Annotated in this window: 16 protein-coding genes and 1 other RNA gene; 7 read left to right on the plus strand and 10 right to left on the minus strand. The window is 57.4% G+C overall.

The features are described from left to right. Positions 1 to 102: 102 nt before the first annotated feature. Together rnpB and rsmI are read right to left on the minus strand one after the other, a co-directional pair. Positions 103 to 456: RNase P RNA component class A (gene rnpB, locus ACYZT3_RS24355), an RNA gene on the minus strand. 75 nt (positions 457 to 531) lie between these two features. Beyond that, entirely contained in the window at positions 532 to 1,437 is a 906-nt protein-coding gene (gene rsmI, locus ACYZT3_RS24360) for a 16S rRNA (cytidine(1402)-2'-O)-methyltransferase (protein ID WP_282378997.1), read from the minus strand. A gap of 177 nt (positions 1,438 to 1,614) precedes the next feature. Between rsmI and ACYZT3_RS24365 the strand changes: the two genes are divergently transcribed. From ACYZT3_RS24365 to ACYZT3_RS24380, 4 genes are all read left to right on the plus strand, one after another. Then, positions 1,615 to 3,426, plus strand: coding sequence for a penicillin-binding protein activator (locus tag ACYZT3_RS24365; RefSeq protein WP_282378996.1), 1,812 nt, complete (start codon positions 1,615 to 1,617; stop codon positions 3,424 to 3,426). Continuing rightward, positions 3,426 to 3,788: a YraN family protein gene (locus ACYZT3_RS24370; RefSeq protein ID WP_282378994.1), complete on the plus strand. Its 363-nt coding sequence runs from the start codon at positions 3,426 to 3,428 to the stop codon at positions 3,786 to 3,788. Before ACYZT3_RS24365 ends, ACYZT3_RS24370 begins: the two co-directional genes overlap by 1 nt. 104 nt (positions 3,789 to 3,892) lie before the next feature. Then, entirely contained in the window at positions 3,893 to 4,486 is a 594-nt protein-coding gene (locus ACYZT3_RS24375; protein WP_008025961.1) for a phosphoheptose isomerase, read from the plus strand. Then, complete coding sequence (locus ACYZT3_RS24380) at positions 4,483 to 5,061, plus strand: BON domain-containing protein (RefSeq protein ID WP_008147477.1); 579 nt, start codon at positions 4,483 to 4,485, stop codon at positions 5,059 to 5,061. Before ACYZT3_RS24375 ends, ACYZT3_RS24380 begins: the two co-directional genes overlap by 4 nt. A 51-nt stretch (positions 5,062 to 5,112) precedes the next feature. Here ACYZT3_RS24380 and ACYZT3_RS24385 read toward each other — a convergent pair whose 3' ends face one another. The 7 genes from ACYZT3_RS24385 to rplM form a co-directional block, all read right to left on the minus strand. Next, positions 5,113 to 5,526 (minus strand): ClpXP protease specificity-enhancing factor, encoded by a 414-nt coding sequence (locus tag ACYZT3_RS24385; RefSeq protein ID WP_282378988.1) that lies wholly within the window; start codon positions 5,524 to 5,526, stop codon positions 5,113 to 5,115. Between the two features lie 16 nt (positions 5,527 to 5,542). Then, positions 5,543 to 6,160 carry a glutathione S-transferase N-terminal domain-containing protein gene (locus tag ACYZT3_RS24390; protein WP_027922678.1) on the minus strand — a complete coding sequence of 206 codons (618 nt, stop codon included), beginning with the start codon at positions 6,158 to 6,160 and terminating at the stop codon, positions 5,543 to 5,545. A gap of 150 nt (positions 6,161 to 6,310) precedes the next feature. Beyond that, positions 6,311 to 7,093, minus strand: a complete 783-nt coding sequence (locus ACYZT3_RS24395) for a cytochrome c1 (RefSeq protein ID WP_462030920.1) — start codon at positions 7,091 to 7,093, stop codon at positions 6,311 to 6,313. Next, on the minus strand, positions 7,093 to 8,304 hold the full coding sequence (locus ACYZT3_RS24400) for a cytochrome b (protein ID WP_064675962.1): 1,212 nt from the start codon (positions 8,302 to 8,304) through the stop codon (positions 7,093 to 7,095). The genes ACYZT3_RS24395 and ACYZT3_RS24400 overlap by 1 nt, the downstream gene beginning before the upstream one ends. Next, a complete protein-coding gene (gene petA / locus ACYZT3_RS24405) occupies positions 8,304 to 8,897 on the minus strand; it encodes a ubiquinol-cytochrome c reductase iron-sulfur subunit (RefSeq protein WP_038981621.1) in 594 nt (197 codons plus the stop codon). The genes ACYZT3_RS24400 and petA overlap by 1 nt, the downstream gene beginning before the upstream one ends. Before the next feature lie 267 nt (positions 8,898 to 9,164). After that, positions 9,165 to 9,557 carry a 30S ribosomal protein S9 gene (gene rpsI, locus ACYZT3_RS24410; RefSeq protein WP_003216038.1) on the minus strand — a complete coding sequence of 131 codons (393 nt, stop codon included), beginning with the start codon at positions 9,555 to 9,557 and terminating at the stop codon, positions 9,165 to 9,167. Positions 9,558 to 9,571: 14 nt separating this feature from the next. Next, entirely contained in the window at positions 9,572 to 10,000 is a 429-nt protein-coding gene (rplM, locus tag ACYZT3_RS24415) for a 50S ribosomal protein L13 (RefSeq protein ID WP_007905295.1), read from the minus strand. Positions 10,001 to 10,245: 245 nt separating this feature from the next. Between rplM and ACYZT3_RS24420 the strand changes: the two genes are divergently transcribed. Further along, complete coding sequence (locus ACYZT3_RS24420; RefSeq protein ID WP_462030921.1) at positions 10,246 to 11,286, plus strand: NADP(H)-dependent aldo-keto reductase; 1,041 nt, start codon at positions 10,246 to 10,248, stop codon at positions 11,284 to 11,286. Between the two features lie 120 nt (positions 11,287 to 11,406). On the opposite strand, the gene ACYZT3_RS24425 is transcribed toward ACYZT3_RS24420, so the two are convergent. Further along, complete coding sequence (locus ACYZT3_RS24425) at positions 11,407 to 12,543, minus strand: acyl-CoA dehydrogenase family protein (protein ID WP_462030922.1); 1,137 nt, start codon at positions 12,541 to 12,543, stop codon at positions 11,407 to 11,409. Between the two features lie 243 nt (positions 12,544 to 12,786). Here ACYZT3_RS24425 and ACYZT3_RS24430 point away from each other — a divergent pair, with 243 nt between their 5' ends. Together ACYZT3_RS24430 and ACYZT3_RS24435 are read left to right on the plus strand one after the other, a co-directional pair. Continuing rightward, positions 12,787 to 13,683 (plus strand): GlxA family transcriptional regulator, encoded by an 897-nt coding sequence (locus ACYZT3_RS24430; RefSeq protein ID WP_461971142.1) that lies wholly within the window; start codon positions 12,787 to 12,789, stop codon positions 13,681 to 13,683. A gap of 155 nt (positions 13,684 to 13,838) precedes the next feature. Continuing rightward, on the plus strand, positions 13,839 to 15,785 hold the full coding sequence (locus tag ACYZT3_RS24435) for a flavin monoamine oxidase family protein (protein WP_462030923.1): 1,947 nt from the start codon (positions 13,839 to 13,841) through the stop codon (positions 15,783 to 15,785). Positions 15,786 to 15,974 lie beyond the last annotated feature (189 nt).

Below are 15,974 nucleotides of genomic sequence, written 5' to 3' on the forward strand. Positions count from 1 at the left end.
TTTTTTTGGTATTACGAAAGTGCTTCTGCCGACGATTGTGTAAGGAAGGGAATTGCCATCACCAGCGCCCTGCTCAATGATTTAAGCAGAGGAGAGAAAAAGGTGGAGAGTCGATCTGTAAGCCGGGTTCTGTCTTGAACAGTCATTCGTCTACGATGGCCATCACTGGACATCTTTAGCAACCTACCCGGTCCCAGCGCGGGCCACGCCTTGGGACCCTATTTGGTCTTGCTCCAAGTGGGGTTTACCTAGCCACGAACTGTTGCCAGACGTGCGGTGCGCTCTTACCGCACCTTTTCACCCTTACCGGCGCCGAAGCGCTTAGGCGGTTATTTTCTGTGGCACTTTCCGTAGGCTCACGCCTCCCAGGCATTACCTGGCACTTCGCCCTATGGAGCCCGGACTTTCCTCCCCCCCCTAATTTTCATAGAGGGCAGCGACTGTCCGATCGACTCTCCGCCGCAAAGGTTAACGGCAGAGCGTCTGAAGAACAAGTGCTAAACGCCTTGAACCCCTTCTACACGTCGGGTTTTACTCGCCCTTCTGTTTGTCCAGCGCAACCTGGTAGAGAACATTTTTGCGCTCCCCGGTAATTTGCGCCGCCAAGGCTGCGGCACGCTTGAGCGGCATTTCTTCAAGCAACAGATTCAGAATGCGCATCGCTTCACTGCTGACGGCGTCCTCGGTCTCGGGGGCAGACCAACCCGCCACCAACACCACGCACTCGCCGCGCTGCTGATTGCTGTCTGACTCGACGAACTCGCGTAATTCGGCCAGCGGCAAGCCTTTAAGGGTTTCGAAAGTCTTGGTCAGCTCGCGCGCCAGCAACGCTGGACGTTCGCCGCCGAATACCAGCTCCATGTCTTGCAGGCACTCAAGGATCCGGTGCGGGGCTTCATAGAAGATCAGCGTGCGCGGTTCTTCCTTTACCAACTCCAGACGAGCGCGCCGACCGACAGCCTTGGCCGGCAGGAAGCCTTCGAAGATGAAACGGTCCGACGGCAGCCCCGCCGCCGACAACGCCGCGATCAGAGCGCAGGCGCCCGGAACCGGCACAACATTAATTCCCGCAGCACGGGCCTGACGCACGAGGTGATAACCCGGATCGGAAATCAACGGCGTGCCGGCATCGGAAATCAGCGCCACATCGTCGCCGGCGAGCAAGCGGGCGATAAAGCGGCTACCTTCATCCCGTTCATTGTGTTCATGGCAGGCCGCCAGCGGTGTAGGAATGCCGAAATGCTGCATCAATCGCTGGGAGTGGCGGGTATCTTCGGCGGCGATCAGGGCGACCTCGCGCAGGATCTTCAGCGCACGCGCACTGATATCGTCCAGGTTGCCGATGGGCGTCGCCACCACATAAAGCGAGCCAGCAGCGGAATTCAAAGCACCTGGAGCAGTCAAAGCGCACACCTCATGATCGGTAAAAGCCGCCATTGTAGCGCGTCGTGACGCTCGCGATACGCGCAAGCAGCCCTCGGCTTTGCAGCCTTTTTTGCAGTGCCGCAACATTTGCACGAGCTAAATTGATCGATTCACACCAGTAACATCGCGCCCCGGCCAGTGCTTGGGTACAATTCCACGCTAATTTGATCGAGTATCAGGAACACTTACATGATCGCTTGCCTGCGGCTGCTCACTGCCCTCTGCCTCGCTGCCTTGCTGGCGGCTTGCGCCAGCTCGCCCTCCTCCAGCCTTGGCGAACTTCCACGGACCCCGGATGCCAGTATCGAGCAATTGCTCGCACAGGCCGCCCAAAGCAAAGACCCGGAAAAAGCCGCCCTGTTGCGCCTGAGCGCGGCTGACCTGGCTTATCGTCAGGGGAATGCCGGCCAGTCCGCGCAAATCCTGCAACAAGTCCCCGTCGAACAACTCAAGCCTGGCCAACAGGTTTTCGCCAGCACCCTGGCGGCTGAACTGGCCATGGTTCGCAATCAGCCCAAAGCGGCGCTGACGGCCTTGAGTCATCCAAGCCTGCAACGCCTGAGCGAACTGCCGGTCGAGCAACAGGTTCGCACCGGCACCGTTCATGCACGCGCCCTTGAAGCCGATGGCCAGACCCTGGCCGCCGCACGGGAGCGCATCTTTATTGCGCCAATGCTCGAAGGTGAAGCGGCCAGCAAAAACCACGAAGCGATCTGGACCCTGATCGCTTCGTTGCCAACCGATCAATTGCAGCCAACCTCCACCGACGACCTCGGCGGCTGGATGGGCCTGGCACTGGCGGTGAAAACTGCCGGCACCCTGGAACAGCAGCAAGCCGCGATCGACAACTGGCGCGCGCAGAATCCAAAGCACCCGGCCGCCATTCAATTGCCGTTGCCACTGACCAAGCTCAAGGAGCTGGCCAGCCAGCCCCTGGGCAAAATCGCCCTGCTGCTGCCACAAGACGGCCCGCTGGCGTCGGTCGGCAAAGCACTGCGCGAAGGCTTCATGGCCGCTCACTACCAGGCGCAACAAGCCGGGCAGAAGCCGCCAGCCATCGAGTTCTATGACAGCTCGCGCCTGACGTCCATGGATGAGTTTTATCGCAAGGCGCAGGCCAATGGCGTGCAACTGGTCGTCGGCCCGCTGGAGAAGCCGCTGGTCAAACAGCTCAGCGCTCGCCCACAACTGCCGATCACCACCCTGGCGCTGAATTACAGCGAAGGCGAACAAGGTCCGGCCCAGCTGTTCCAGTTTGGTCTTGCTGCTGAAGACGAAGCTCGCGAAGTGTCGCGTCGTGCTCGCGCCGATGGCCTGCATCGCGCAGCCATCATGGTGCCAAAAGGCGAATGGGGCGATCGCGTGTTGAGAGCGTTCAGCCAGGATTGGCAGGCCAACGGTGGCAGCATCGTCGCTACCGAACGGGTCGACCAACCGGTTCAACTGGCCCAGCAGATTGCCGACATGTTCCAGCTGCGTCAGAGCGAAGGTCGTGCCAAGAGCCTGCAAAGCACCGTTGGCTCGCAGGTAGCCGCACAGCCTTCGCGTCGCCAGGACATCGAGTTCATCTTCCTGGCCGCAACGCCTCAGCAAGCCCAGCAGATCAAGCCGACCCTGAACTTCCAGTACGCCGGTGACGTGCCGGTTTACGCCACCTCCCACGTGTTCAGCGCCAGCGGTGATGTGAATCAGTACAACGACATGAACGGCATTCGCTTCTGCGAAACCCCATGGTTGCTGGAGGCCAACGATCCATTGCGCAAACAAGTGACGGCTCAATGGCCGCAAGCTGCTGGCAGCCTGGGCCGCCTGTACGCGATGGGTGTCGACGCCTATAGCCTGGCACCACGCCTGGGGCAACTCAAGGCCTTGCCCGACAGCCGCATCGAAGGTCAATCAGGCAGCCTGGGCATGACTCAGAACCAACGTGTCGTGCGTCAGTTGCCGTGGGCACAGTTCGTGAACGGTCAGGTTCAACGCCTGCCGGACACCTCGCGCTGATGCCCGACAGGTCACGCCAGCAAAGCGGTAAAGATGCCGAGCGTCATGCGCTCGAGCATCTTCAACAACAGGGTCTGTGCCTGCTGGCGCAGAACTGGTTGTGTAAACGCGGCGAGCTTGATCTGGTCATGCTTGATGGCGATACAGTAGTATTCGTCGAAGTCCGCTACAGAAAAAACACTCAATGGGGTGGCGCGCTTGATAGCATCGATGAGCGCAAACGGCAGAAACTGATATTTGCCGCGCAGTATTTTCTTCAGCGCGAGTCGCGTTGGGCCAATTCCCCTTGCCGTTTCGACGTGGTTGCCATCGACAGCAACCTTGATCAGCTGAACTGGTTGCAGAATGCCTTCGACAGCTGATCGCGTGCGTCCCGAACCGGATACTTTCACCCAACACTTTTGCTCTTTGCTTTGCGGGCTGCACATTCATGTGCCGAGTAGCCGCGCTAATTAAGGTCACACAGATGGACATGCAATCCCGAATTCGCCAGCTTTTTCAGGCCAGTATCGACACCAAGCAAATGGCGATGGACGTACTTGCACCGCACATCGAGCAAGCCAGCCAGGTGATGGTCAACGCCCTGCTCAACGAAGGCAAAATGCTGTCCTGCGGCAACGGCGGTTCCGCCGGTGACGCCCAGCACTTCTCGTCCGAGTTGCTCAATCGCTTCGAGCGCGAACGTCCGAGCCTGCCAGCCATCGCATTGACCACCGACAGCTCGACGATCACCTCGATTGCCAACGACTACAGCTACAACGAAATTTTCTCCAAACAGATCCGTGCCCTCGGCCAGCCGGGTGACGTATTGCTGGCGATTTCCACCAGCGGCAACTCGGCGAACATTATTCAAGCGATCCAGGCCGCACATGATCGCGAAATGATTGTCGTAGCATTGACGGGGCGCGACGGCGGCGGCATGGCGTCGCTGCTATTGCCCGAGGACGTCGAGATTCGCGTACCGGCCAACGTCACTGCACGTATTCAGGAAGTCCACCTGCTGGCGATCCATTGCCTTTGCGATTTGATCGACAGCCAACTGTTCGGGAGTGAAGAATGACCCCTAATCGCCTAGGCCTTCTGGCCTTGACCCTGTGCCTCGGTATCAGCGGCTGCACCTCGGTGGTTAACGCCAGCCGTGAAGCGCCGATTGAAGATGACCGCGGCACCCGCACCTTCGGCAGCAAGATCGACGACTCGCTGATCGACACCAAGGTCGGCGTGAACATCGCCAAGGCCGATCCAGCCCTGGACAACGACTCGCACATCGTTGTCACCAGCTTCAACGGTGTCGTACTGCTCGCCGGGCAAACCCCGCGCGCAGACCTCAAGGCCAAGGCCGAACAAGCCGCTGCGGCTGTTCAGCGCGTGAAGACGGTCCATAACGAACTGCAGGTCCTGCCACCCTCCGGCTTCCTTGCCCGCCAGAACGACACCTGGCTGACTTCCAAGATCAAGACCCAAATGCTCACTGACCCGAACATCCCGGGTTCGCGCATCAAGGTCGTCACCGAGAACGGCATCGTCTACCTGCTGGGCCTGCTGACCAAGCAGGAGGCGGCTCAGGCCACCAACCTGGTGCAAGGCGTTTCCGGCGTGCAGAAGATCGTGAAGCTGTTTGAATACATCGACTGACACGCAAACCGCAGGCACAAAAAAGGCGATCCATCCGGATCGCCTTTTTTATTACTTCACCACTTTCAAACTGGGTCGACCGCTGGGACGCGGCGGCTCGCTGTCGGGTGGCGGAATATCGTCCTCCGGCTCGATCTCTTCCTCGTCTTCCCCAGGCGATTCAAGATCGAACACCATGCCCTGACCGTTCTCCCGAGCGTAAATGCCCAGGATCGATGCGATAGGCACGTACAGGGTGTGCGGCACGCCACCGAAGCGCCCCTCGAAGCTGACCGCTTCGTTGTCCATGTGCAGATGACGCACGGCTGCCGGCGATACGTTCAAGACAATCTGTCCGTCACTGGCAAAACCCTGAGGCACCTGCACCGACGGATACTCAGAATTGACCAGCATGTGCGGGGTGCAATCGTTGTCCACAATCCACTCGTAGAGCGCGCGGACCAGATAAGGTCGACTGGAGTTCATAGCGGCTCCTTAAGCCTTAGCGCATATCGCGTTCGACACCAGACAGACTCGCCTGGAAAGCCTCACGCGCAAACGAGCGCTCCATGTAATCAAGCAGCGGCTTGGCAGGCCGCGGCAGTTCTATACCCAAAATCGGCAATCGCCAGAGTATTGGTAATAGGCAGCAATCCACCAGACTTTGTTCCTCACTGAGGAAAAACGGCTTGTCGGCAAACAACGGCGATACGCCGGTCAGGCTTTCGCGCAGCTCTTTACGAGCCACAACACGGGCTGCTTCCTTGGTCTTCGAATCCAGGATCAGATCCACCAGACCACACCAGTCACGCTGAATACGATGAATCAGCAGACGGCTGTTGGCACGCGCCACAGGATAAACCGGCAGTAACGGCGGGTGCGGGTAACGCTCATCCAGATATTCCATCACCACGGTCGACTCCCACAACGCCAGGTCGCGATCGACCAGGGTAGGCAGGCTGCCGTAAGGGTTCACTTCAATCAGTTTAGGCGGCTGGCGACCAGCTTCCACGTAAATGATCTCGGCGCTGACACCCTTCTCTGCAAGTACGATACGTACTCGGTGGGAATAGTGGTCGGCGGGGTCGGAGTAACAGGCCAACCGATTGGTCACGCCCATGGCGGTCCTCCTCGCTTGTTGAAATTATCGGAAGCGGAAAAACGCGCGCGCCCAGAGGGCGCCTCCCGTAACGCCTGGTTCACCAGGCTCGTTACACCTTCAGAGACGCCCTTGGGCGCGCGCGATTAACAGCAATTGCTTACAGCTTTATCAATGGACGTCTTTCCAGTATTCACGCTTGAGCAAGTAAGCGAATACGAAGAAGAACGCCAGGTACAGCAACACATAGGTACCGATGCGCTGATGCTGCAGCTTCACCGGGTTGGCCGAGTAGGCCAGGAAGGTCACCAGATTCTTGACCTTCTCGTCGAACTGCTCTTCGTTCAGCGTGCCGGTTTTCGGCAGTATGGTCAGCTGGTCGCAGGCTTCATGAGTCAAAGCCGTACCGGTCAGCGGATCGTATTGCTTCTTGCCGTCTTCGACGATTTGAACTTGTTTACAGCCTACCACCTGACGCCCCTGCAGGCCGACCAGAACGTTAGGCATCCCGACGTTCGGGAACACCTTGTTGTTCACGCCCCAAGGACGCGACGGGTCTTCGTAGAAGGACTTCAGGTAACCGTAGAGCCAGTCAGTGCCGCGAACGCGGGCGACCAGGGTCAGGTCGGGCGGTGCCGCACCGAACCAGGTTTTGGCGTCAGCCGGTTGCATGCCGATGCTCATGTGATCGCCGATCTTGGCGCCGGTGAACACCAGATTCGAGAGCATCAGGTCGTGCGGAATGCCCAGATCATCAGCGACACGCTCGTAACGCTGGAACTTGGCGCTGTGACAGCCCATGCAGTAGTTGGCAAAAGTACGTGCGCCATCCTGCATTGCAGCCTTGTCGGAAACGTCGATGTCGACCTTTTCCAGCTCAGGAGCACCCGCTGTCGACGCGAACGAGAACACAGGCATAGCAGCAAGAATCAGTACAGCAAATAGCTTTTTCATCAGCCAGTCACCCTTTCCGGAACCGGTTTGGTCTTCTCGAGCCTGGTGTAGAACGGCATCAGAATGAAGTAGGCGAAGTACAGGAACGTGCACACCTGCGACAGCAACGTACGACCTGGCGTCGGGGCCAGAACACCCAGAATGCCGAGGATCACGAACGAAACGCAGAACACCACCAGCCAGATTTTGCTCAGCCAGCCTTTGTAGCGCATCGACTTGACCGGGCTTCGGTCCAGCCATGGCAGGACGAACAGCACCGCGATGGCCGCCCCCATGGCGATAACGCCCAGAAGCTTGTCCGGAACCGCCCGCAAAATCGCGTAGAACGGCGTGAAGTACCAGACCGGAGCGATGTGCTCTGGCGTCTTGAAGGCGTTCGCCACTTCAAAGTTCGGCTTCTCGAGGAAGTAGCCGCCCATTTCCGGAAAGAAGAACACGATCGAGCAGAAGATGAACAGGAACACCACCACGCCGACGATATCTTTCACGGTGTAGTACGGATGGAAGGCAATGCCGTCCAGCGGTACGCCGTTTTCGTCTTTGTGTTTCTTGATGTCCACGCCGTCCGGGTTGTTCGAACCGACTTCGTGCAGCGCCAGGACGTGCAGCACCACCAGACCGAGAATCACGATCGGCAAGGCGACTACGTGCAGGGCGAAGAAGCGGTTCAGGGTAATACCCGAAATCAGGTAGTCACCACGAATCCACTGAGTCAGGTCGTCGCCGATGAGCGGGATTGCCCCAAACAGCGAGATGATCACCTGGGCACCCCAGTAGGACATCTGGCCCCACGGCAGCAGGTAACCCATGAAGGCTTCAGCCATCAGCGCCAGATAGATCAGCATGCCGAAGACCCACACCAGCTCACGCGGCTTCTGGTACGAACCGTAGAGCAAGCCACGGAACATGTGCAGATAAACCACGATGAAGAACATCGAAGCGCCGACCGCGTGCAACATACGCAGGATCGAGCCGTACTCGACGTCGCGCATGATGTATTCGACGGAAGCAAACGCCTCTTCCGCCGACGGGGTGTAGCTCATGGTCAGCCAGACACCGGTAACGATCTGGTTGACCAGAACGAGCAGTGCAAGGGAGCCAAAGAAATAGAAGAAGTTGAAGTTCTTCGGGGCGTAGTACTTGCTGAGATGGTCTTCCCACATTTTGGTCGCGGGAAAGCGCGCATCAACCCAATCCATGAACTTGCTCATCACGCTTTCTCCGTATCGACGCCAATGACAATGACGTCATCGGTCTCATAGGAATGCGGGGGAACTGGCAGGTTCAAAGGCGCAGGTTGCGACTTGTAGACGCGACCAGCCAGATCGTAGTGGGAACCGTGGCAAGGGCAGAAATAACCACCTACCCAGTCCTTGCCCAGATCCGCAGGCGCCACTTCTGGACGGAAGGTCGGCGAGCAACCCAGGTGTGTGCAGATACCGATCAGCAGCAGAACCTCTGGCTTGATCGAACGCGTTTCCGGGTCGACATACGTCGGTTGTGTCGAGTTCTTGGAGGTCGGGTCAGATAGCTGGCCCTCGATCTTTTTCAGATTCCCCAGGATTTCCTCGGTACGGCGGACAATGAACACCGGCTGACCGCGCCACTCAGCAATCATCTGCTGGCCTGGCTCGATTTTGCTGACATTCACCTTCACCGGTGCACCTGCGGCTTTCGCCTTGGCACTGGGAAACCATGACCCCACGAACGGGACCGCAGCCCCCACCGCTCCTGCAGCACCCACCACGGATGTGGCTGCTACCAAGAAGCGACGCCGGCCTGCATTCACGCCGTCATTGCTCATTCAGTCCTCTCCCATCAGCTTTGTGGCCTGTTAAATCAGGCGTCTACTAAGTAAAAATCTGAACTTATAAAAATTTTGCCGAATGGTAATGAAAAGCCCCAATTCTGACAAGGTAATTACCGAGGGGCTCCACTGCCAAGCCTTGCAGTATAGGGCTTCTACGGCTGTGGCAAGTTGTCACAGAGCAATTCCCTGGTAAATCGCGCCCATAAAAAAACGCCCAGCTTCGCGAGGAAACTGGGCGTTCTTTTTGAACGCGAAAGCGAATTAACGCTTCGAGTACTGCGGACGCTTACGCGCTTTACGCAGACCAACTTTCTTACGTTCAACTTCACGAGCATCGCGAGTAACGAAGCCAGCTTTGCGCAGAGCGCCACGCAGGGTTTCGTCGTACTGCATCAGTGCGCGAGTGATACCGTGGCGGATTGCGCCAGCTTGACCACTTACACCACCACCGATCACGGTGACGTAGATGTCGAATTTCTCGACAGTCTCAGTCAGTTCCAGCGGCTGACGAACTACCATGCGGGCAGTTTCGCGGCCGAAGAAATTTTCCAGGGTGCGGTTGTTGATGGAGATGTTACCAGTGCCCGGACGCAGGAAAACGCGTGCGGTTGCGGTCTTGCGACGGCCAGTGCCGTAATTTTGAGTCGCCGACATAATGAACTATTCCGTTAAAACTTCAGTTCTTGGGGCTGCTGAGCAGTATGAGGGTGTACAGCGCCCGCATAGACTTTCAGCTTACGATACATGTCGCGACCCAGCGGGTTCTTAGGCAGCATGCCTTTGACCGCGGTCTCGATCACGCGCTCAGGGGCTTTAGCGATCAGCTTTTCGAAGTTGATCGACTTGATGCCGCCCGGAAAACCGGAGTGGGAGTAGTAGATTTTGTCGGTGGTTTTAGCACCGGTTACACGAATCTGCTCGGCATTGATAACGACGATGTAATCGCCGGTGTCAACGTGAGGCGTGTACTCAGCTTTATGCTTGCCACGCAGACGGCTCGCGATTTCGGTGGCCAGACGACCCAGGGTCTGACCTGCAGCGTCGACGACAAACCAGTCGCGCTGTACTGTTTCCGGTTTAGCAGTAAAAGTTTTCATTCTTTATAGCCTCAGGGGCCGCCCTGTAAATTAGACGGCGGATCTTACTGAATAGTGCGTACTTTGACAAGTCAAAGGCAGCCGGATACAGACGCTTTCGGGGGCTCGGGTCGGCGCGTCCGTTCAACGGCAAGATTCTTCGGCGGCGGCGCATCACTTCCACTGCAGAAAGAGGTGCGCAATTATGCAGATTGCGAAAAATAATTCAACCTGCTTTTATGATTGTTTTGCCAAGGGAGCACCCGATGGACTATCGCCAGCTAGGCCGAACCAATCTGAACGTGAGTGCAATCTGCCTCGGCACCATGACCTGGGGCGAGCAAAACAGCGAGGCTGAAGCCTTCGCCCAGATTGAACGGGCCAAGAGCGCCGGGATCAATTTCATCGATACCGCCGAGATGTACCCGGTGCCACCCAAAGCCGAAACCTACGCCACCACCGAACGCTACATCGGCAATTACTTCAAAAGTCGCGGCGATCGGGCCGACTGGATCCTGGCGAGCAAGATCGCCGGCCCCGGCAACACCATCGACTACATTCGCGACAAAAACCTGCGGCACAACCGCCAGCACATCACCGAAGCCGTGGACGCCAGCCTCAAGCGCTTGCAGACCGATTACATCGACCTCTACCAGCTGCACTGGCCGGAGCGCAGCACCAATTTCTTCGGTCAGCTCGGCTACAAACACAAGATCGAAGCCAACCTCACGCCACTGGAGGACACCCTCGAAGCGCTGGACGAACAGGTCAAGGCCGGCAAAATCCGCCACATCGGCCTGTCCAACGAGACGCCGTGGGGCACCATGCGCTTCCTCGCCCTGGCAGAAGCCCGTGGCTGGCCACGCGCGGTGTCGATCCAGAACCCGTACAACCTGCTCAATCGCAGCTTCGAAGTCGGTCTGGCGGAAATCGCCATCCGCGAACAGTGCGGCCTGCTCGCCTATTCGCCGCTGGCGTTCGGCTTCCTGTCGGGCAAGTACGAAGGTGGCGCGCGTCCACCTAAAGGTCGCCTGAGCCTCTACAGCCGCTTCAGCCGCTATTTCAACCCGCAGTCGGAAGCAGCGTGCAGCCGTTATGTCGCACTGGCGCGTGAACACGGCCTGGACCCGGCGCAAATGGCGTTGGCGTTTGTCACTCAGCAGCCGTTTGTGACCAGCAACATCATTGGCGCCACGACAATGGAGCAATTGGACAGCAACATTGCCAGCTTCGACTTGAAGCTGTCCGATGAAGTGCTAGAGGGGATTGAGGCGATTCACCAGGATCAGCCGAATCCTGCACCGTAACCCGCACTGATCGTTCCCACGCTCTGCGTGGGAATGCATGCCGTGACGCTCTGCGTCACCGGAAGCGGAACGCGGAGCGTCCCTGGCGGCATTCCCACGCAGAGCGTGGGAACGATCGTGTTACAGCGACCGCGCAATAATCTCCTTCATGATTTCGTTGGTGCCGGCATAGATCCGCTGCACCCGCGCATCCGCCCACGCCCGGGCGATCGGGTATTCCCACATGAACCCGTAACCGCCATGCAACTGCACGCACTCGTCGAGCACCTTGCATTGCAAGTCTGTGCCCCAATACTTGGCCATCGCCGCTGTCGGCACGTCGAGCTTGCCTTGCAGGTGCAGCTCCAGACAACGATCGACAAAGACCCGACCGATCTGAATCTCGGTTGCCATCTCGGCCAGTTTGAAGCGGGTGTTCTGGAAGTCAGCGATCGCCTTGCCGAAGGCCTTGCGTTCACGGGTGTAGTCGAGCGTCCATTGCAGCGCAGCTTCAGCCGAAGCCAGCCCGCCAATGGCAACGGTGAGACGCTCCTGCGGCAACTCCTGCATCAGGTAGGCGAACCCCATCCCGGCCTGACCCAGCAGGTTTTCCTTCGGCACACGCACGTCCTGGAAGAACAGCTCCGACGTGTCCTGGGCTTTCATGCCGACTTTTTCCAGGCGCTTGCCCTTGGCGAAGCCAGGCGTGTTCGCTTCCACCAGAAACAGACTGGTGCCCTTGGCGCCGGCCTTCGGATCGGTCTTCGCCACGACAATCACCAGGTCAGCCAGAAAGCCGTTGGTGATGAAGGTCTTCGAACCGTTGATCACGTACTCATCACCCTCCAGCACGGCGGTAGTTTTCACCCCTTGCAGGTCGGAACCGGCACCCGGTTCGGTCATGGCAATCGCGGTGACCATCTCTCCGGACACCAGCTTCGGCAGGTATTTTTGTTTCAGCGCTTCACTGCCGTAATGCAGGATGTATGGCGCGACGATGTCCGAATGCAGGGAAAAACCGATACCGGTCAGACCGAGACGACCTATCTCTTCGATGACCACCGCGCTGTAGAGAAAGTCCGCCCCCAGCCCGCCGTATTCTTCCGGCAGATGCGAGCACAACATTCCCGCCTCCCCTGCCTTGTTCCAGAGTTTACGGTCGATATAGCCTTGTTTTTCCCATTGTCCATGGAACGGCACGGCCTCTTTTTCGAGGAACGTTCGCACGCTGTCGCGAAAAAGTTCGTGCTCGGAACTGAACAATGTTCTGGGGATCATGCGGCACCTGTCGTTGTTGTTAGCCGGAATTGACCTTCAGAGACTAGCCTTGTATCCGATACAGGACACTGGACACATCCGACAAAAAATAAGACGATCCAGCCGTCTGGTGACCACTTTCCCCTATAAGAATAAAGTTGAATTATGTCTAACCAAGTCTCCACGCCTTTGCGGCGCGTCAGCATCCTGGCTATCGACCGGGTTTTCGCCTCCACCCTCATGCAAGCCAAGGATTTCTTCCACCTGGCCAGCCTGCGTTACGGCAAACAACTGGGCCACGGCCTGACGCCGGCGTTCGAAACCCGCCTGGTCAGCCCCGACGGCAAACCGGTGAACAGCTTCAGTGACGTGATCATGCCGGTGGACGGCGGCCTGGAAAACGCCGACATCATTGTCCTTCCAGCCTTCTGGGACGATTTCGACACCCTTTGCCAACGTTATCCACAGGTCCTGCCTTGGTTGCGCCAGCAACATGCTCGCGGCGCCGTGCTCTGCGGCGAAGCCACCGGGGTGTTCTGGCTGGCCGAGGCCGGGCTGCTCGATGGCAAGGAAGCGACCACTTACTGGCGCTTCTTCAATGCGTTTGCCGAACGCTTCCCACGGGTTCAGCTCAATCAGGACAAGCACCTGACCGACGCCGATAACCTGTATTGCGCTGGCGGCACCACCTCGGCCTGCGACCTTTACATCTACCTGATCGAACGCTTTTGCGGCGCCAACGTGTCCCAAGCCGTGGCGCGGGACATTCTCTATGAAGTGCAGCGCAGCTACTCGCCGGGACGCATCGGTTTCGGCGGCCAGAAGCTGCACCAGGACGTGATCATCCTGCAGATCCAGCACTGGCTCGAAGAACACTTCGCCGACAAATTCCGCTTCGAAGACGTGGCTCGCGAACACGGCATGAGCATCCGCAATTTCATGCGGCGCTTCCAGACCGCCACCGGCGACAAGCCGCTGCATTACCTGCAACGACTGCGTATCGAGACGGCCAAGGGCTTGCTGTCCGGCAGCCGCAAGAGCATCAAGACCATCAGCTATGAAGTCGGTTACGACGATGCGAGCTTCTTCGCGCGGTTGTTTCGCCAGCACACCGAATTGTCGCCGAACCAGTATCGGCAGCAGTTTCAGCAAGCGGCGTAGCCCAATACCGCAGGGATCCTTAGCCGGAGCCCTGCTGATCTTTTCCCACGCTAAAAAACGAATAAAGAGTATCTGCGAGCCTTGCTTGTCTCCTATACGCTGCGCGTTCAGAACCTCAACATCGTCCCTGAAAACACCATCAGGGACGATCAACAGTGACTATCGGATCAAGCTACAACTACCCCTCCTGTGCCACGAAGGATGCCGCTCGCCCAAAACGCTCGGCGGAAAACAAGTGGAAGGCCCGTTTCCCCAACCCGCCAGATTTGTGCTTCGACTATCGAGCATTGGTTGAACAGGAAAACGGCATCGCCAAGGCAACTGACCCACAACATAAAATTTGCATTATTGGCGCCGGCGTCACCGGACTGACTGCCGCCAGAGAACTTTATCGTTGCGGGTTCACCCATATCACCCTCATAGAACAATCCAGACGCATAGGCGGCAGGCACCTGACTGTCCCTGGAAGCCCGAGCTCGGCGATGAGTCATACACCGTTTGAAATGGGGGCCATGCGCATGCCCTTCTTCAACCGGGCGGACGAGTCACCGACAGAGGGCCGGTCGCTGATGGCTTACTACGCCAAGGCGTTCGACCTGGCGTTCTCAGATTTTGCCAATCCCGGAAGCCAATGGGTCACTTCGACCGGGATCTATCTACGAGAGGGCAGCATGGGCGACGGACCGGCTCCGCAGATGTTGATCTGGAAAAATGAAGATGGGCAGACACCACCTCCCGGTGAAGAACTGCAAAAGGTTTATGCAAAGTGGAAGGCCTTTGCCGATCGCATGACCCGGCACGTCGCAGAGGTTTACGCCCGTCAGGAATGGGAAGCCATGTGGGCCGCTATCGTCGAAAAATACGAGAGCGTTTCGTTTCGCGACCTGGTCAGCATGCCCGCCCTGCAAGCTTGGGATGAACGCTCACCGGGGGACTTTGGCGGAATGGGAATGTCCGCGCAGGAGTCCGCGATCTTCTATGCCATAGGCATCGGCGACGGTAGCTGGGGGGCCTTTTACGATGTCTGCTCCCTTTATCCCCTGCGCACTGCCATTTTTGGATTCAGCAGCCAATTGCAATTGATCCATGGTCGGGTCGACTCAACGGGCGATCCGCTGGATTCACCCTGCCTGCACAACGAAGCCGTTTTTGACTCAAGCGGGCAGAGTTTCGACAGGCCACGCTACATCGGACTCGCAGCGCTGGACGAATGCCTGCTGTTCATGAAAACCGACGAAACCGGAAAGTCCTTCTACGAACACTGCCAGGAAAGAAACAACGGATTGCTCATGGACTCATCCGTTACAAAACTTAAAAAACTGACGAACCAGAAAACACGCGTCTACTACAACTCGAAACATAGCCAACCCGAGCAAATCCAGGAGCACTACGATGACTTTGATTCGGTCATCATGACCCTTCCCTCCTGGCTGATCGAAACTCGCATCAAGCTTGAAAACTTCACACCACAGATGCTGCCGTTCGAGACGATCAATGCCTATAAAACCGCGCACTGGGAAACCAGTTGCAAAGTCTTCGCACCGTTAAAAAAATCCTTCCTTTCGAAAAACAGCAAAATCCCGCAAGTCATCATCACTGACAGCTTCATTCACGACGTCTACACCTACCGCTACAACGATAACTACAGTTACGACTGCATCCTTTTAAGTTACACATGGGAGGATGACGCCACCAAACTGGCCTCTTTCACCGACAAGGAACTGGTGAACAAGTGTGCCAAAGAGCTGGACCGGATCCTTATGCATTCCGCCAATATCCAGGAGAAAATCACTCCCTACATTGGCTTGGATCAAGCCGTGGTCCAACGTTGGATCACCGATAAAAATGCGCTGGGTTGTGCAAAGTTATACCGACCCGGCACTTACTACGACGCCGTCAGCCTGATGAAGTACAACCGGGATTTCGCGCATGTTTCAGGTCTGTATTTTTCCGGGGAGTCGTTTTCAGTCGATGCTGGCTGGACCGAGCCGTGCTTTCGGGGCGCCGTCGATGCGGTCATTCATATCTGCAACAAAACCGGGGCAGCCTTCCATGGCGGTTTTTCCATGAGCGACTATCCGCACTATAACGTCAGGACCTGATCAACTTCCTTGCCCTGGAGCCATGCACGACGTGCATTGGCTTTACTTTGGCGACCCTCCTGTCAAGCGCCTCGCGCAATCATCTTGGGATACGGACTACACCCTAAACGGAATTAGCTGACTTACGCGCTCTCGCCGATTCGACTCTCATAAACACGCAATTAAACAGCGTGAATAACAATAAAAAAG

This window comes from Pseudomonas sp. MDT1-16, from assembly GCF_054898115.1.

What these genes read in the sequence shown, in the direction of transcription:
- rpsI (WP_003216038.1), bottom strand. Translation starts at nt 9,557, where the DNA reads ATGTCGGCGACTCAAAATTACGGCACTGGCCGTCGCAAGACCGCAACC.
- ACYZT3_RS24380 (WP_008147477.1), top strand. Translation starts at nt 4,483, where the DNA reads ATGACCCCTAATCGCCTAGGCCTTCTGGCCTTGACCCTGTGCCTCGGT.
- petA (WP_038981621.1), bottom strand. Translation starts at nt 8,897, where the DNA reads ATGAGCAATGACGGCGTGAATGCAGGCCGGCGTCGCTTCTTGGTAGCA.
- ACYZT3_RS24365 (WP_282378996.1), top strand. Translation starts at nt 1,615, where the DNA reads ATGATCGCTTGCCTGCGGCTGCTCACTGCCCTCTGCCTCGCTGCCTTG.
- ACYZT3_RS24375 (WP_008025961.1), top strand. Translation starts at nt 3,893, where the DNA reads ATGGACATGCAATCCCGAATTCGCCAGCTTTTTCAGGCCAGTATCGAC.
- ACYZT3_RS24420 (WP_462030921.1), top strand. Translation starts at nt 10,246, where the DNA reads ATGGACTATCGCCAGCTAGGCCGAACCAATCTGAACGTGAGTGCAATC.
- ACYZT3_RS24370 (WP_282378994.1), top strand. Translation starts at nt 3,426, where the DNA reads ATGCCCGACAGGTCACGCCAGCAAAGCGGTAAAGATGCCGAGCGTCAT.
- ACYZT3_RS24395 (WP_462030920.1), bottom strand. Translation starts at nt 7,093, where the DNA reads ATGAAAAAGCTATTTGCTGTACTGATTCTTGCTGCTATGCCTGTGTTC.
- rsmI (WP_282378997.1), bottom strand. Translation starts at nt 1,437, where the DNA reads ATGGCGGCTTTTACCGATCATGAGGTGTGCGCTTTGACTGCTCCAGGT.
- ACYZT3_RS24390 (WP_027922678.1), bottom strand. Translation starts at nt 6,160, where the DNA reads ATGGGCGTGACCAATCGGTTGGCCTGTTACTCCGACCCCGCCGACCAC.
- ACYZT3_RS24425 (WP_462030922.1), bottom strand. Translation starts at nt 12,543, where the DNA reads ATGATCCCCAGAACATTGTTCAGTTCCGAGCACGAACTTTTTCGCGAC.
- ACYZT3_RS24385 (WP_282378988.1), bottom strand. Translation starts at nt 5,526, where the DNA reads ATGAACTCCAGTCGACCTTATCTGGTCCGCGCGCTCTACGAGTGGATT.
- ACYZT3_RS24400 (WP_064675962.1), bottom strand. Translation starts at nt 8,304, where the DNA reads ATGAGCAAGTTCATGGATTGGGTTGATGCGCGCTTTCCCGCGACCAAA.
- rplM (WP_007905295.1), bottom strand. Translation starts at nt 10,000, where the DNA reads ATGAAAACTTTTACTGCTAAACCGGAAACAGTACAGCGCGACTGGTTT.